This is a genomic window from Streptomyces sp. NPDC020379, assembly GCF_044387105.1.
Classification (GTDB): Bacteria; Actinomycetota; Actinomycetes; order Streptomycetales; family Streptomycetaceae; genus Streptomyces.
In genome coordinates this window covers 85,424-101,574 of record NZ_JBIRVR010000017.1, presented here as the reverse complement: position 1 = coordinate 101,574, position 16,151 = coordinate 85,424, and the positions used below count along the sequence as shown (strand labels likewise).

12 protein-coding genes are annotated in these 16,151 nt (G+C 72.5%); 6 read left to right on the top strand and 6 right to left on the bottom strand.

Going from position 1 to position 16,151, the window contains the following annotated elements; all coding sequences use genetic code 11:
• The first annotated feature begins 367 nt into the window (after positions 1–367).
• Together ppdK and ACH427_RS22200 are read left to right on the top strand one after the other, a co-directional pair.
• A complete protein-coding gene (ppdK, locus tag ACH427_RS22205; RefSeq protein WP_398871654.1) occupies positions 368–3,082 on the top strand; it encodes a pyruvate, phosphate dikinase in 2,715 nt (904 codons plus the stop codon).
• 630 nt (positions 3,083–3,712) lie between these two features.
• Positions 3,713–4,762: an ArsR/SmtB family transcription factor gene (locus tag ACH427_RS22200; RefSeq protein ID WP_398871652.1), complete on the top strand. Its 1,050-nt coding sequence runs from the start codon at positions 3,713–3,715 to the stop codon at positions 4,760–4,762.
• A 131-nt stretch (positions 4,763–4,893) separates the two neighbouring features.
• Here ACH427_RS22200 and ACH427_RS22195 read toward each other — a convergent pair whose 3' ends face one another.
• The 4 genes from ACH427_RS22195 to ACH427_RS22180 form a co-directional block, all read right to left on the bottom strand.
• Complete coding sequence (locus tag ACH427_RS22195) at positions 4,894–5,739, bottom strand: carbohydrate ABC transporter permease (RefSeq protein WP_398871650.1); 846 nt, start codon at positions 5,737–5,739, stop codon at positions 4,894–4,896.
• Positions 5,736–6,677 (bottom strand): carbohydrate ABC transporter permease, encoded by a 942-nt coding sequence (locus tag ACH427_RS22190; RefSeq protein WP_398871648.1) that lies wholly within the window; start codon positions 6,675–6,677, stop codon positions 5,736–5,738. The genes ACH427_RS22195 and ACH427_RS22190 overlap by 4 nt, the downstream gene beginning before the upstream one ends.
• Positions 6,678–7,925: an ABC transporter substrate-binding protein gene (locus tag ACH427_RS22185; RefSeq protein ID WP_398871646.1), complete on the bottom strand. Its 1,248-nt coding sequence runs from the start codon at positions 7,923–7,925 to the stop codon at positions 6,678–6,680.
• A 269-nt stretch (positions 7,926–8,194) separates the two neighbouring features.
• Positions 8,195–10,039 (bottom strand): APC family permease, encoded by a 1,845-nt coding sequence (locus ACH427_RS22180; RefSeq protein ID WP_398871773.1) that lies wholly within the window; start codon positions 10,037–10,039, stop codon positions 8,195–8,197.
• A gap of 228 nt (positions 10,040–10,267) precedes the next feature.
• Between ACH427_RS22180 and ACH427_RS22175 the strand changes: the two genes are divergently transcribed.
• Positions 10,268–10,876: a hypothetical protein gene (locus ACH427_RS22175; protein WP_398871644.1), complete on the top strand. Its 609-nt coding sequence runs from the start codon at positions 10,268–10,270 to the stop codon at positions 10,874–10,876.
• An 11-nt stretch (positions 10,877–10,887) separates the two neighbouring features.
• On the opposite strand, the gene ACH427_RS22170 is transcribed toward ACH427_RS22175, so the two are convergent.
• Positions 10,888–11,793 carry an oxidoreductase gene (locus ACH427_RS22170; protein ID WP_398871642.1) on the bottom strand — a complete coding sequence of 302 codons (906 nt, stop codon included), beginning with the start codon at positions 11,791–11,793 and terminating at the stop codon, positions 10,888–10,890.
• Positions 11,794–12,021: 228 nt separating this feature from the next.
• Here ACH427_RS22170 and ACH427_RS22165 point away from each other — a divergent pair, with 228 nt between their 5' ends.
• Together ACH427_RS22165 and ACH427_RS22160 are read left to right on the top strand one after the other, a co-directional pair.
• A complete protein-coding gene (locus tag ACH427_RS22165) occupies positions 12,022–12,798 on the top strand; it encodes a TSUP family transporter (protein ID WP_398871771.1) in 777 nt (258 codons plus the stop codon).
• Positions 12,799–12,978: 180 nt separating this feature from the next.
• A complete protein-coding gene (locus ACH427_RS22160) occupies positions 12,979–13,911 on the top strand; it encodes a trypsin-like serine peptidase (RefSeq protein WP_398871640.1) in 933 nt (310 codons plus the stop codon).
• Between the two features lie 38 nt (positions 13,912–13,949).
• Here ACH427_RS22160 and ACH427_RS22155 read toward each other — a convergent pair whose 3' ends face one another.
• Positions 13,950–14,621 carry a vancomycin high temperature exclusion protein gene (locus ACH427_RS22155; protein ID WP_398871769.1) on the bottom strand — a complete coding sequence of 224 codons (672 nt, stop codon included), beginning with the start codon at positions 14,619–14,621 and terminating at the stop codon, positions 13,950–13,952.
• Positions 14,622–14,759: 138 nt separating this feature from the next.
• Here ACH427_RS22155 and ACH427_RS22150 point away from each other — a divergent pair, with 138 nt between their 5' ends.
• Positions 14,760–16,085 carry a deoxyguanosinetriphosphate triphosphohydrolase gene (locus ACH427_RS22150; protein ID WP_398871638.1) on the top strand — a complete coding sequence of 442 codons (1,326 nt, stop codon included), beginning with the start codon at positions 14,760–14,762 and terminating at the stop codon, positions 16,083–16,085.
• Positions 16,086–16,151 lie beyond the last annotated feature (66 nt).

Here is a 16,151-nt window from a genome sequence, read left to right as displayed (position 1 = left end):
GCCACCACTGATCGGGGTTGCGCTCAGATGAGCGGCTGAAAAGGATCCGTACTCTTCTGAAGGGTGGCACTGGGTGCCACCCTTCTTGCGTTCATTGGTTGATGACTCACCCCTTGATCCGTCGACGCTGCGTGACCTGGCGGATTCGCCTTGTCATCCTTGCTTCAAGTGTTGAACGAGCGGGTTTCGGCCCCTTTTCCGGGCCTTGACTTTCGATCTGCTGGCAGACGGGTGGTTGCGGCCTCATGACCGTGGAGTGGACCTCCCGGGAAGCCTTCGATCTGGGTACGCTCCCCGCCGTCAGCATCGTTTGAGCAGCCTTCCCCTCACCTGTGTACGGGGGGACCCCAGTGAGGAGTCGAGTCCCGTGCCGGAAACCCAAGATCGCCAGAAGTTCGTCTACGACTTCACCGAGGGCAACAAGGACCTCAAGGACCTGCTCGGCGGGAAGGGCGCCAACCTCGCCGAGATGACGAACCTGGGCCTGCCCGTACCGCCCGGCTTCACCATCACCACCGAGGCGTGCAAGGTCTACCTCGCCAGCGGCAGCGAGCCCACGGCACTGCGTGACGAGGTCTCCGCCCACCTGGACGCCCTTGAGGCGAAGATGGGCAAGAAGCTCGGCCAGTCCGACGACCCGCTGCTGGTGTCCGTCCGCTCGGGCGCCAAGTTCTCGATGCCCGGCATGATGGACACCGTCCTCAACATCGGCCTCTCCGACGCCTCGGTCACCGGGCTCGCCGCCCAGGCCGGCGACGAGCGGTTCGCCTGGGACTCCTACCGCCGCCTCATCCAGATGTTCGGCAAGACCGTGCTCGGCGTCGACGGCGACCTCTTCGAGGAGGCGCTGGAGGAGGCCAAGCGGGCCAAGGGCGTCACCACCGACGTCGACCTCGACGCCGGCGACCTCCAGCGGCTCGTGGCGGAGTTCAAGGGCATCGTCTCCAAGGAGACCGGCCGCGACTTCCCGCAGGAGCCGCGCGAGCAGATGGACCTCGCCATAAGGGCGGTCTTCGACTCGTGGAACGGCGACCGCGCCAAGCTCTACCGCCGCCAGGAGCGCATCCCCGGCGACCTGGGCACCGCCGTCAACATCTGCTCCATGGTCTTCGGCAACCTCGGCCCCGACTCCGGCACCGGCGTCGCCTTCACCCGTGACCCCGCCAGCGGCCACCAGGGCGTCTACGGCGACTACCTCCAGAACGCGCAGGGCGAGGACGTCGTCGCGGGCATCCGCAACACCGTGCCGCTCGCCGACCTGGAGCGCATCGACAAGTCCTCGTACGACGAGCTGATGCAGATCATGCAGACGCTCGAGACGCACTACAAGGACCTGTGCGACATCGAGTTCACCATCGAGCGCGGCAAGCTCTGGATGCTCCAGACCCGCATCGGCAAGCGCACCGCGGGCGCCGCCTTCCGCATCGCGACCCAGCTGGTGGACCAGGGCCTGATCGACGAGGCCGAGGCGCTCCAGCGTGTGACGGGCGCCCAGCTGGCGCAGCTGATGTTCCCCCGCTTCGACGAGAAGGCGAAGGTGGACCTCCTGGGCCGCGGCATCGCCGCCTCCCCGGGCGCCGCGGTCGGCAAGGCCGTCTTCGACTCCTACACCGCGGTGAAGTGGTCCCGGTCCGGCGAGAAGGTCATCCTGATCCGCCGTGAGACCAACCCCGACGACCTCAACGGCATGATCGCCGCCGAGGGCATCCTCACCTCGCGCGGCGGCAAGACCTCGCACGCCGCCGTCGTCGCCCGTGGCATGGGCAAGACCTGTGTCTGCGGCGCCGAGGAGCTGGAGGTCGACACCAAGCGGCGCCGGATGACCGCCCCGGGCGGGGTCGTCATCGAGGAGGGCGACATCGTCTCCATCGACGGCTCCACCGGCAAGGTCTACCTCGGCGAGGTGCCCGTCGTGCCCTCCCCGGTCGTCGAGTACTTCGAGGGCCGGATGCACGCGGGCGCCGACGACGCCGACGAGCTGGTCCAGGCCGTCCACCGGATCATGGCCTACGCCGACCGCATGCGCCGGCTGCGCGTACGGGCCAACGCCGACAACGCCGAGGACGCCTCCCGCGCCCGCCGCTTCGGCGCCCAGGGCATCGGCCTGTGCCGCACCGAGCACATGTTCCTCGGCGAGCGGCGCGAGATGGTCGAGCGGCTGATCCTGGCGGACCACGAGGACGAGCGGGACGAGGCCCTCGGCGCCCTGCTGCCGCTGCAGAAGGCCGACTTCGTCGAGCTCTTCGAGGCCATGGACGGGCTGCCGGTCACGGTCCGCCTGCTCGACCCGCCGCTGCACGAGTTCCTGCCCGACATCACCGACCTGTCGGTGCGGGTCGCCCTCGCCGAGGCCCGCCACGAGCCGCACGAGAACGACCTGCGCCTGCTCCAGGCCGTGCACAAGCTCCACGAGCAGAACCCGATGCTCGGCCTGCGCGGCGTCCGGCTCGGCCTGGTCATCCCCGGCCTGTTCGCCATGCAGGTACGGGCCATCGCCGAGGCCGCGGCCGAGCGCAGGAACGCCAACGGCGACCCGCGCGCCGAGATCATGATCCCGCTGGTGGGCACGGTCCAGGAGCTGGAGATCGTCCGCGAGGAGGCCGACCGCGTCATCGCCGAGGTCGAGGCCGCCACCGGCACCGAACTCCGGCTGGCCATCGGCACGATGATCGAGCTGCCGCGCGCCGCGCTGACGGCCGATCAGATCGCCGAGGCCGCCGAGTTCTTCTCCTTCGGCACGAACGACCTCACCCAGACGGTGTGGGGCTTCTCCCGTGACGACGTGGAGGCGAGCTTCTTCACCGCCTACCTGGAGAAGGGCATCTTCGGCGTCAGCCCCTTCGAGACCATCGACAAGGACGGCGTCGGCTCGCTCGTCCGCGCGGCCGTCGAGGCGGGCCGGGCCACCCGCCCCGACCTCAAGCTGGGCGTCTGCGGCGAGCACGGCGGCGACCCGGAGTCGGTGCACTTCTTCCACGAGGTGGGCCTGGACTACGTCTCCTGCTCCCCGTTCCGCATCCCGGTGGCCCGCTTGGAGGCGGGCCGGGCGGCGGCGATCAGTACGGGTAGTGACAGCCGCTGACGCGGGAGCGGCCTGCGGCCGCGTCCTCGAACGCCGGACGGGCTGGACTTGGTGCAGGCGATCGTCAGCCTGCGGGCCGTCCAGCCCGTCCGGCGTTCAGGGTTCGGGGTGCCTGGCGCCCCGTCAGGGGCGCGGGGAACCGCGCGACCAGCCCCCACCGGCCCGCGGACGGACAAGGGGTCCGGGGCGAGGTCCCGGGGCGAGGTGCGCGTGAGGCGGGCCTCACCGCGGCGGACCGTGGCCCGCGCCGGACGGCGATCCGGCGAGGTCCCGGGGTAACCCGCACGTAACGCGTACCGCACCACAGCGCACCCGGGCCCGCGCCGGACGGCGACATGGCGGAGGGGCGGCGCCCGTGCGGGAGCGCCGCCCCTCTTTACTCCCCCACCGGGAGTTGTTGCCGCCCGCATCGGCTCGGGCGGCAACTCGCATACTCAGCGGCCGCTTTTTCGCTCGCCACCCCCCACGGGAACGAGCGGGGGCGGCCCCGAGTGCGTGAATAGCATTTCGCTTCCGCGACGTTCCCCGCGAGTCCTTTCAACTGTGGCCAAAAGGACGTGGTAACAGCTCGTATCGGTGTGCATACTCAGTGAGCGGGGGGTGGTTGCGGATGTCTCATGTGGGGGTTTGGTGCTACGCGTCCATTTCACTGGACTCGATCTGGCCCGGTTGCGCCTGGCCGGAGACCCGGACGCACTCTGGGAAACCGTTTTGAGTCTGCACCGTCTCCGGGACAAACAAGGCGAGTCGATCTTCGGCGATTGGCGATCGGAAACCCGGGCCCGGTTGAATGGTGAAACTCGGCTTCTCGCCCCGCTGGTTCCCTCCCGCGGCTATTTTCCGGACTTCCTGACGCCCCCCGAAGGCGTACTCGGTCTGGACTCGGGCATGCAGGCACTGCGCGAGACGCCGCCCGACCGGGTGCACCGGGAGCTGGGCCGGCTCTCCACCGTCCGCACGCTCCCCGCTTGGATACGATCCATGGCGGAGGGCGACTCGCGGGCCTTCGCCAAGCTGACGGGCGCGCTGCACGCCTACCACGAGGCGGCCGTCGCGCCCTACTGGAGCCACATACAGGCCCAGATAGAGGGGGACCGCGCGGTTCGCGGCCGGGCCCTGCTCGACGGCGGCGCGGACGCGCTGCTCTCCTCGCTGCCGCCGATGATGCGCTGGCGGGCCCCCGTGCTGGAGGCCGACTATCCCGTCGACCGCGATGTCCATCTCAACGGGCGGGGCCTGCTGCTGGTTCCCTCCTTCTTCTGCCGCCGGACGCCGGTCACTTATCAGAACCCCGACCTCACGCCCGTGCTCGTCTATCCCGTCCGGCACATGGCGGAGTCCTCGCCGCCCGTGGACGCACCGCCGCGCTCGCTGGGCAAGCTCGTCGGGCACACCCGCTCGGCCGTGCTCGGCTCGATCGGCGGCGGCTGCACCACGAGCGAACTCGCCCGCCGCGTCGGGGTGTCGGCGGCCTCCGCCAGCCAGCACGCCGGTGTGCTGCGGGAGGCGGGCCTCGTGCTGACGCTGCGCAACGGCAGCGCCGTGATGCACACCCTCACGCCACTGGGCGCGGCCCTGCTGCGCGGCGGCCACCGCGCCCCGCAGCCGTCCCGCCGCCCTCGGCCGTCGATCCCCGAGCGCTCCGCCCCGGCGACGATGTTGCAGTCTCCCGGGGGATGACCCCCGGGCCCCCGGCCGGGCCGGGCGCGTGGTCCTCAGCCGTCGATCCCCGAGCGCTCCACCCCCGCCACGATGCTGCAGTCTCCCGGGGGATGACCCCCGGGCCCCCGGCCGGGCCGGGCGCGTGGTCCTCAGCCGTCGATCCCCGAGCGCTCCACCCCCGCCACGATGTAGCGCTGAAGCACCAGGAAGACCACCAGCAGCGGCACGATCGACACGGCCGCCGCGACGAACAGTTCGTGGATGTTGACGGTCTGCGCCGTCGTGAAGGTCGACAGCGCGACCTGCACCGTCCACGCGTCGCGGTCCTGGCCGATGACCAGCGGCCACAGGAACGCGTTCCAGGCGCCGATGAAGACGATCGTGCCCACCGCCGCGAACACCGGGCGCGAGTTGGGCACGACGACCCGCCAGTACGTACGCCACGGGCCCAGGCCGTCCACCTGCGCCGCGTCCTCCAGCTCCCGGGGGAAGCCCAGGAAGAACTGGCGGAAGACGAAGCAGGCGAAGGCGCTGAAGAGCGTCGGCACGATCAGCCCGCGCAGCGTGGAGATCCACCCGAGCGAGGAGACGAGCACGAAGGACGGTACGAAGGTGACCGCCGCCGGGACCATGAGCGTGCCCAGGACCGCGTAGAAGACGGCGTTCGCGTGCCGGTAGGGGATCCGGGCGAGGCCGTAGCCGGCCAGGGAGGCGAGCAGGAGGGTGCCCGCCGTGGTGGCCACCGCGATCAGCGTGGAGTTGAGCAGCGCGTGCGCCATCGGCACGCTCGGGTCGTCGAACAGCTCCCGCAGGTTGGACCAGCGCAGCTCGCGCGGGAAGAACGTCCAGCCGGGCGCGGTGATGTCGGCCTCGGTGGCCAGCCCGTTCCGCAGCAGGAGGTAGAAGGGGATCAGGAACAGCGCGGCCAGCGCGATCAGCAGCACCAGCCGCAGCGCCCGCCCCGCCCGTACGAGGCCGTCGTCCGTACGCCTCATCCGTCCGCCTCCCGCCTGCCCAGGCCGAACCAGCGGGCCTGTGCCACCGTCACGACCGCGATGATCAGCGCCAGGACCACGGCGCCCGCGCTGCCCAGGCCGAGATTCTGCCCCTGCCCGAGCGCCGTGTAGTAGAGGTAGACCAGGGGCGGCCGGGCGTAGGGGGGATAACCGCGGGCGTCCGACAGGAGGTTGTAGAACTCGTCGAACGCCTGGAAGGCGTTGATGACGAGCAGCAGCACCACCGCGACCGACGTGGCGCGCAGCGCCGGGAAGGTGATGTGGCGGAAGGTCTGCCAGCCGGGCCGGGCGCCGTCGACGGCCGCGGCCTCGTACAGCTGCGGCGGGATGCGCTGGAGTCCGGCGAGGAAGAGCACCATGTAGAAGCCCGTCTGGAGCCAGAGCCGCACGGTGACCAGCACCAGCCAGTACCAGGGCGGGTCGGTGGTCGACAGCCAGGCGACCTGGTCGGTGCCGAACCAGCCGAGGACGGTGTTGGCCAGCCCGAACCGCACCCCGTTGAAGATCGACAGCTTCCAGACCAGGGCCGCGACGACATAGGAGCACGCGGTCGGCAGAAAGAAAACCGACCGGAAGAATGCGCGCGCGAAGCGCAGCCGGCCCACCGCGAGGGCCAGGCCGAGCGAGAGGGCATAGGTGGCCGGGACGATGAAGGCGGTGAAGACGGTGAAGGTCACCAGGGAGGAGCGGAAAGCCGGTTCACCCAGCACCGCCGTGTAGTTGCCGAGGCCGATGAAGTGCGTCGGGGAGACGGTGTTGTGGGCGTCGAAGAAGCTCAGCCAGACGCTCCAGGCGAGCGGCACATAGGTGAAGAGCGCGAGACCCAGCGCGAACGGGCCGACGAAAATCCAGAACCAGATGGTCTGATTCCGTTCGCGTGGGGTGAAACGCCGTCGGGTCGTGCCCGGGGCGGCCATTCAGGACTTCTTCCGTACGCGCCGGAGTTCGTCCTCCGTCGTGCTCAGTGCCCCTCGCACTTCGCGCTCGGGATCGGCGCCGTCCTTGATGATGCGGCTGAGGGCGTCCTGATAGGCGGTCGCGCTCGCCACCGTCCACAACAGCGGCTGCGCATAGCCGTGATCGGCCGTGAAGCGCACCACTTCGGCCGCCGGGCCTTCTTTCAGCCGGTCCGCCTTCGCGGCGAGCGACAGACGGGCCGGTATGTGAAATCCGTAGGACAGCGCGAAGTCCTCCTGGAAATCGGTGCGGTCGACCCACAGCCACTTCACATACGCCTTGGCGGCGTCCCGCCGCCTGCTCCGGGTGCTCACCGCCGAGCCGTACGCGCCGACCGGCACGGCCGGCTTGCCCGCCGGGCCGTCCGCCGGGAACGGCAGCACCCCGAAGTCGTTCCCCAGCGCCTTGCGCACCGCGGGCAGCGCCCACAGCCCGGACCACTGCATCGCGGTGAGCCCCTGCGCCAGCGCGGACGGGTCGGACCAGTCCGCGGGCGCGCCCAGCAGCAACGACTTGTCGGCGTAGAGCCGGTGGAGCTTGCCGAGGGCGCGGGCGGCGGCCGGGTCGTCGAAGCCGGGCCTGCCGTCTTCGGTGACCAGGGACAGGCCCGCGGCGTAGAGGGGCGTGCCGCCCAGGGCGCCCGCGCCGCCGTCGTTGCCGAGGAAGAGGCCCTTGGTGCGGGAGTCCGTGAGCCGCTTCGCCGCGTCGACCAGCTCGTCCAGGGTCCCCGGCGGCCGCACGCCCGCCTTCTCCAGCAGGCTCTTGCGGTAGTAGAGCACCTGCGTGTCGACGACCTGCGGGACGGCCCACACCCGGCCGTCGTGGACCTTGGGCGCGAGGGCCGCCGGGTGGAAGTCCGCGCGGACGTCCTTGACGAGGTCGGTGAGGTCGACGACCTGGCCGCCGCGGATCTGGTCCAGCGTCGGCCCGTTGACCTCGAACACGTCGGGCCCCGCGGTGGTCAGCAGCGCGGCCGCGAGCTGCTGGTCGTAGGCGCCGGGGCGCCACTGGACGCGTACGCGGGCGTCCTTGTACGCGGCCGCGTAGCGCCGCACGGCCTGCTCCGTGCCGGCCTCGCCGTACTGGTGGTACCACTGCTCCACGGTGGCGCCGCCGCCGCGGCCGGTGTTGTCGCCGCACGCGGCGAGCGCGCTCGCCAGCGTGAGCGCTCCGCTGCCTGTCAGGAGTCGTCTGCGGCTGATCGCCATCTCGTCCCCTCGCTCTCGGCTTGGCCGTACGGCTCAACGATCAGCGATGGCGGGGGATTACGACAGGGCGCGTGGGGGAGACCGAAGGACCCCAGCGGCCTGCGGCCGCGTCCTCAAGCGCCGGACGGGCTGAACATCAGCCCGTCCGGCGTTTGAGGACAACGCGGCGAAGCCGTGTTGCGGGGGTCTGGGGGCTTGCCCCCCAGTTTCGGGAAGGGGCGGGGTAGGGGGAGAAGCCCGCCGCAGGCGTACCCCTTACCCCCTGCCCCCTACTCCCCGACGCGGAAGCGCAACCGGCAGATCACCGCATCCGTATCGCGCCGCACCGCGTGAGCGACCACCGCCCCCCGCTGGTTCTGCAATAGCCGCTGCCACACATGCGCCGGCTCGACCTCGGGGATCAGAACGGTGACGCGGTTGTCGGGGTGCCGGTCGGTGAGGTCGCGGACGTAGGAGACGATCGGACCGCCCAGCGCCCGCGTGGGCGCGGGGAGTTCGACGAGGTCGACGCCCGGGTTCCACAGTTCCCAGTCGCGGCGCAGCGACTCCGCGGCCCGCCGCCCCTCGGCGTCGGGCTGGGCGACGGTCACGGCCACCACCTCGTCGCCGAGCGACACGGCGGCCGTCAGCGCCTTGCTGGTCAGCCGGGAGAGCGAGGAGACCGGCACGACGACCAGGGAGTGGCAGCGGCGCGGCGGCTCCGGCACCCGGCCAAGACCGAGCCGGTCGCCGATCCGCCCGTACGCGCGGTGGACGGCCTCGAAGACCGCCACCATCAGCGGCAGCGCGAGGACGATCAGCCAGGCGCCCTCGGCGAACTTCGTCGCGGTGACGACGACGGCCGAGACGCCGGTGAGCACGGCGCCGAAGCCGTTGATCAGCGCCTTGCCGCGCCACTTGGGGGAACGTTCCTGCCGCCAGTGCCGGACCATGCCGACCTGGCAGATGGTGAAGCCGACGAAGACGCCGATGGCGAAGAGCGGCACCAGGGTGTTGACGTCGCCGCCGGAGAAGACCAGCAGCAGGGCGGAGACGGCGGCCAGCGCCAGCACGCCGTGCCGGTGCACCTGGCGGTCGGCCTTGAGGCCGAAGACGTGCGGCAGGTAGTTGTCCCGGGCCAGCAGGCCCATCAGCACGGGCAGCCCGCCGAAGGAGGTGTTCGCGGCCAGCGCCAGCAGCACCACGGTCGCGAACTGCACGACGTAGAAGGCCCAGTTGTGGCCGAGTGAGGCGTCCGCGAGCTGGGCGAGGACGGTGACGCCCTCGACCGGCTGGAGGTGGAAGCGGCCGATGAGCACCGACAGGCCGATCAGCATGGCGCCCAGCAGCGCGCCGAGCGCGACCTCCGTGCGCTGCGCCCGCCGGGGGGCCGGGGCGCGGAAGGACGGCACGGCGTTGGCCACGGCCTCGACGCCGGTCAGCGCGGAACAGCCCGCGGCGAACGCCTTCAGCAGGAGCAGGGCGCCGACGGCGGTGGCGTTGCCCGCGAGCGCGGAGGCGTGCCCGGCGGCGGCCTCGGTGCTCGCGGGGGCGTCCCGCAGCAGCCCCGCCACGATCATCGTCAGGATCGAGCCGATGAAGACGGCGGTCGGCACCATGAACCACTTGGCCGACTCCACGATGCCGCGCAGGTTCACGCCCGTGACCAGGGCCAGCACGGCCAGGCAGATCCACAGCCGGTCGGCGTAGAGGGAGGGGAAGGCGGAGGTGAGGGCCGCGACACCGGCGGTCACGGAGACCGCCACGTTCAGGACGTAGTCCAGCACCAGGGAGGCGGCGGTCACCAGGCTGGTGCGCCGCCCGAGGTGCCGCTTGGCGACCGCGTAGGAGCCGCCGCCGTCCGGGAAGGCCGCGATGACCTGCCGGTAGGAGGCCACGAGCACGGCCAGCAGCGCCGCGATCGCGACTGTGACCGGGAGCGTGAAGCCGAGTCCGTACGCCCCCGCCGCCGCCAGCACCAGCACGATCGACTCGGGTCCGTACGCGACGGACGCCATGGCGTCGAGCGACAGGGCGGCCAGGCCCTGGGTGGCGGTCAGCCGGTGCCGGTCCTCGGCGCCGGTATCGGGCGGTTCCTCGCCGGCCCCGGCGCGCTCGTCCGTATTGGCCACCATGGACATCTTTTGTCGTACCTCCGTGACGTGGGACGGCCAGCGTGCGCCCGCCTTCAGCCGCCCGCGCGCGGTCTTGGCGGTCTTTTGGCGCCGCCCGGCCGGATCCTCACGCCTTCTTGATACGCGGGGCCGGGCGGTGTCAGCGATGCGTCAGGGTCCGGCCGCCGGCCGTCAGCGTGGCATCAACATCCGACGACCCGTCGCCCCGGCGGTTCTAGCGTCACCACCATGGGACGGCGACAGCCCTTGCGGGTACGAAGCGGTGGACACGCCTCGCGGCAGCGTGGCTCCGGACGGGAGCGGCACCGGCCCCGGACGACGGCCCCGCCGGGCGGCGCGGTCCTCGCCCACGACCGCAACTGGCGGCGCGAGGCGCGGGCGGCGTGGTGCTCGGGCGTGGCGCTCACCGGCGCCCTCACCGGCATCGACCTCGTCCGCGGCGCGCTCGACGGGCTCCGCGGCTGCTGCTGGGTGGCGCTCGGCGCCCTCCTCCTCGCGGTGCTCATGCCACAGCGGGTCACCGCGGGGGACGGCTGGCTGGCCACGCGCGGGCTGCTGCGTGAGCGGCGCGTACGCACCGACCTGCTCACCCGGGTGCGGCGCTCGGACGGCATCACCCCGCGGCTGGTCCTGCGCGACGTGGGCGGCGGCCGGGTCGAGCTCGACCCCGAGGTTCTCGTCACCAACCCCCTTCTGTGGCACCACCTGGAAGCGGGCGTCCGCCGCGCCCGCGCCGAAGGGCTGCTCCGCGAGGGGGTGACTCCTCTGGCGTGCGTGGGGCGGCGCGTGGACGAGGAGGTGGCACGGGTGCTGCTGAAGGAGGCGGGGCTGGAGTGAGGCCCGGGCGGTCAGCGCCAGGCGTAGGTGACGCCCGTCAGCCGCTCCGAGGCCGCCCACAGCCCCGCGCTCGCCCGGGAGTCCCGCGTCCAAGGTGCCCGCGGGGCACGCCTCGGGATGCCCGGCCCGAAGAAGTCGTCCGGCCCGGCCTCCGGTGCCGTCGCCGCGTAGAGCGTGGGCAGCGCGCCCGCCTCCGGGCTCTGTGCCACCGTGCGGTTGAGCACCTCGAACAGCCGCTCCAGCCAGGCCCGCTCCTCCATCCGGGCCCCCTTCGTCTGGAGGGCCGTCGCCGCGTAGCCGGGGTGCGCGGCCGCGGCCACCACGGGCGAGCCCTCCGCCGCCAGCCGCCGGGACAGCTCGTGCACGAAGAGCAGGTTGGCGCTCTTGGAGCGGGCGTAGGCGGTCCAACGGCGGTAGCGGTGCTCCATGTTCGGGTCGCGCGGGTCGACCGTCCCCAGGAAGTGCAGGAGGCTGGACACGGTGACGACCCGCGCCCCTCGTCCGGCCGCCCGCAGCCGGGGCAGCAGCAGGCCGGTCAGCGCGAAGTGGCCGAGGTGGTTCGTGCCGAACTGCATCTCGAAGCCGTCGACCGTCTTGCGCTCCGGGAGCGCCATCACCCCGGCGTTGTTGACCAGCAGGTCGAGCCGCTCGTCCGGGAACCGCTCGGCGAAGCCCCGTACCGACGCCAGGTCCGCGAGGTCCAGCGGGGCGGACAGCACGTCCGCCCCTGGTGCCTCGGCCCGGATCCGCTCCTCGGCCGCCTCGGCGCGCGTCGCGTCCCGGCAGGCCAGCACCACCCTCGCCCCCCGGCGGGCGAGCTCCCGCGCGGTGACGTAGCCCAGGCCGCTGTTGGCGCCGGTCACCACGGCCGTGCGGCCGCTCTGGTCGGGGATGTCGCTCGCGCTCCAGCCGTTCACGTCCACCGTTCCTGCGCGTGAGTGCTCCGGGGAGCCACCAGCGTAGGGGACGGCGGCCCGCGCGGCCGTGCCATTCGCCCGGGCGGCGTACGGGCGGCCCGCTCCGGGAAAGGGCGGGGCGGGGGAACAGGCCCCGCCGCGGGCGCCGACGCGCGGCCGCCGGGCCGTCACCGACCCGGCGCCGCCGGTCAGTTGACCGACTCGTAGCATCCGCACGTGAGCCCTGACATGCCGCTGACGACGCTGATACTCCTCTGCCTCGCCGCGGCCGCGGCCGGCTGGGTCGACGCGGTGGTCGGCGGCGGCGGTCTCATCCAGCTCCCCGCCCTGCTCGTCGGGCTGCCCACCGTCGCCCCCGCCCACGTCCTCGGCACCAACAAGGCCGTCGCCATCTGCGGTACGGCCGCGGCGGCCGTCGCCTACACCCGACGGGCCGCCCTGGACCTGCGCACCGCCTTACGGATCGGCCTCGCCGCCCTCGGCGGCTCCCTCGCGGGCGCCTTCTTCGCCTCCGGCATCAACAGCGCCGTGCTGCGCCCCCTGATCATGGCCATCCTCCTGGCGGTGCTCGCCTTCGTGCTGCTGCGCCCCACCTTCGGCGTGACGGAGCTCGCGACGGGAGCCTCGGTGACGCGCCGCCGGATGCTGACCGCGATCCTCGTGGCGGGCCTGGGCATCGGCTTCTACGACGGGCTGATAGGCCCCGGCACCGGCACCTTCCTGGTCCTCACGCTGGTCGCGACCCTCCACATGGACCTGGTGACCGCCTCCGGCACGGCCAAGATCGTCAATGTCTGCACCAATGTGGGGGCCCTGGTGACGTTCTCGCTCCAGGGGTCCGTGATCTGGCAACTGGCCGCCCCCATGGCCCTCTTCAACCTCGCCGGTGGCGCGGTGGGCGCCCGGATGGCACTGAAGCGGGGGAGCGGGTTCGTGCGGGTGGTGCTGGTCGTCGTCGTGGTGTCCCTGCTCTGCAAGCTGGGCTACGACCAGTGGGGCGGGTGACGGCAGGCGTCGCGCGGCGCGCCGGGGGACGCCTCCGAGGAGGTCTCACAGCCCATTCGTACGCTGGCCTTATGCCCGATCGTGTGTCATCCGGCTGTACGAAAATAGATCCGGCGTGGGCCACATCCGGGCAGTTGCGGTTAGCCTGGCGACGACCTTCCTGACGCGGTGGGGGTGTACGTGCGTTTCTCCCGGTGGCGCCGGGCCCGGTGGGGCCGGGCCGTGCTCGCGGGGCTCTATGTCGTCACGCTGGCGGCGGCGGTGCCCAAGGGCGCCGGCGGCCACGCGCGGGACGGCAGCTGGTCCAGCGAGGAGGCCCGGCGGTTCTGGGGGCCCGCGCGGATGTCCGCGTCGTCGGGGAGCGGTTCCGACGGCTCCTCCGGCAAGGACGCCGACGCCGAGGCCCAGCAGATCAGCGGCAGCGCCCGGCACTTCGACGGGGTGCCGTCGGTGGGCGTGCTGTTCTACGTCGGCGAGGACATGAAGGACCACCACTGCACGGCGAGTGTGGTGCACAGCCCCAAGGGCAACCTCATCATCACCGCGGGCCACTGCTCCTTCGGCGACCAGGCGGCCTTCGTGCCGGACTACCGCACGGGCGCGGACAAGCAGCCGTACGGCGTCTGGGCGGTCGACCGCACCTTCACCGACCCGCGGCGCACCGACAGCGGTGACGGCTCCGACCTGGACTTCGCCTTCGCCACCGTCAAACCGGACGCGCTGGGCCGCCGGCTCGAACGCGTCACCGGCGCCAACCGGCTCGTCCGCACGCCCGGTTACACCGGCCGCGTCACCGTCATCGGCTACCCCGACGCCGACGACGACCCCGCCGACCAGGCGATCCGCTGCACGGCCATGACGAGCCGCCTGGAGAACTACCGGCAGCTGAAGATGCGCTGCGACGGCTTCTACTCCGGCACCTCGGGCAGCCCGTGGCTGATGCACTTCGACGAGAAGAGCAAGACGGGCGACCTGGTCGGCGTGCTCGGCGGCCTCAACGGAGGCGGCCCCGACGGGGACACGAGCTCGCAGATCTCGTACAGCCCGATCAACGACGACGAGATCTTCAAGCTCTACCTCGACGCCATAAACAACCGCGACCCCAGTCGCTAGGCGCGGTGGCCAGCGGCTCCGGTGGCCCGGCCGTACGGTCAGCGCTCCTCCCGCGGCGCCCTGGACAGGCCCGGCTCCCGTGGGCCCAGGAAGCGGGGGCCCGGGCGGACCGGGGCCGCCACGGCCGCCTTGCCCGCGGCGAGGACCTCCCGGGCCCCGCCCGCGTACCAGCTCAGGTCGTGCGCGTCGGCGGCCGCGCCCACGCCGTACGCCTCGATGCCCGCCGCCCCGCACAGCGCCGGCGCCCGCCGGATGGGGAAGCCCTGACCGATCAGCACCGCCTCGCGCACCCTGCGGACCCGCACCGCGCGCGTGCACGAGTCCCAGGTGTCGAAGCCCGCGAAGTCGCTGACGACACGGCTGTCCGGCATGCCGCGCGCCGTCGGACAGGCGCGCATCGCGTCCGGCTCGTCGTAAGCCGCGCCGCTGTTGTCACCCGTCACCAGCACCGCCTTGACCTTGCCCGCGCGGTACAGCTCGACCGCGGCGTCGAGGCGGTGCGCCAGATACGGGGACGGCTCGCCGTCCCGCGGTCCCGCGCCGAAGACCATGGCCACCGGGGCGTCCGGCACATCGGCGAGGCTCCGTACCCGAGGGGTCGCCGAGGCGTACCCCCACGTGACCGGGGCCGGCGCGAGCAGGCAGCCCGCCATGGCCGCCCACAGCGCGCGCCGCCGCCCCACTGTCGTACGCGGCAGCGGCCGGCCCATCGGCTTCATCTCGAACACCTTTCCGTCGGCATGGATCGGCGCCACCGCGGCCCGGCCGGTTCCACGCGGCGGCCGGAACCCCTCCCGCGGGACGGCCCTCCATCGCCGCTGTCACACCCGGCGGTTACCGTCGGGGGTATGAACGGCACAGCACGGACGGCCAAGGAACAGCCCGGCATCGCCGGATACGAGGCATCGGACCTGGAGCGCTGGGCGCCCGAGCCCGACAAGCGCCCGGGGCGCACCGCCTTCCAGCGCGACCGGGCGCGCGTCCTGCACTCCGCCGCGCTGCGCCGCCTCGCCGGGAAGACCCAGGTCGTCACCCCCGGCGTCAGCGGCCAGGCGTGGGACGCCAGCCCGCGCACGCGCCTGACCCACTCCCTGGAGTGCGCGCAGGTGGGCCGCGAGCTGGGCGCGGCCCTCGGCTGCGACCCCGACCTGGTGGAGGTCGCCTGCCTGGCCCACGACCTCGGCCACCCGCCCTTCGGGCACAACGGTGAGCAGGCGCTCAACGAATTCGCCGCGCCCTGCGGCGGATTCGAGGGCAACGCCCAGTCGCTGCGCCTGCTCACCCGCCTCGAACCCAAGCGCTTCGTCCCCCGCGACGGCGAGCTGTGCAGCGTCGGCCTCAACCTCACCCGGGCCGCCCTCGACGCGGCGACCAAATACCCCTGGCCGCGCGGCGGGCACCCCACGGACCCGGACTCCCGCAAGTTCGGGGTGTATCCGGACGACATGCCCGTCTTCACCTGGCTGCGGCAGGGCGCCCCGGAGCACAGACAGAGCTTCGAGGCCCAGATCATGGACTGGTCCGACGACGTGGCCTATTCCGTCCACGATGTGGAGGACGGCCTGCACGCCGGCCACCTCGACCCGAACGTGCTCCTCGCCGGCCCCGAGCGCGGCGAGGTCTTCGCCGTCGCCGCGGGCCGCTACGCCCCGGGCGCCGCGCCCGAGGAGCTCGCCGAGGCCCTCGACCGGCTGCTCGAACAGGAGTGGTGGCCGCACGGCTACGACGGCTCGGCCGTCGCCCAGGCCCGGCTCAAGGACGCCACCAGCCAGCTCATCGGCCGGTTCTGTCTCGCGGCCGAGACCGCCACCCGCGCCGCCTGGGGGCACCGCCCCGGCGCGCTCACCCGCTATCGCGCCGAGCTCGTCGTGCCCCGCGCCACCCGCCTGGAGTGCGCCGTCCTCAAGGCCGTCGCCGACCGCTTCGTGATGCAGCGCCCCGACCAGGAGAAGCTCCGCGCCGACCAGCGCGTCGTCATCGCCGGGCTCGCCGAGGCGCTCGTCGCCCGCGCGCCCGACGGGCTCGACCCGCAGTTCCGCTCCCTCTTCGCCGCCGCGCACGACGACGCCGGACGGCTGCGCGCCGTCGTCGACCAGATCGCCGCCCTCACCGACGTCTCCGCGCGCACGCTCCTCGCCCGGCTCACCGGGGCGGGGACTGTGGCAAAAGGGTGACCGAATGTCCACACAATCCGAGCACTTCCCCCGCACCATGCGGGTACTGACCCGTCCGGGGTAGTC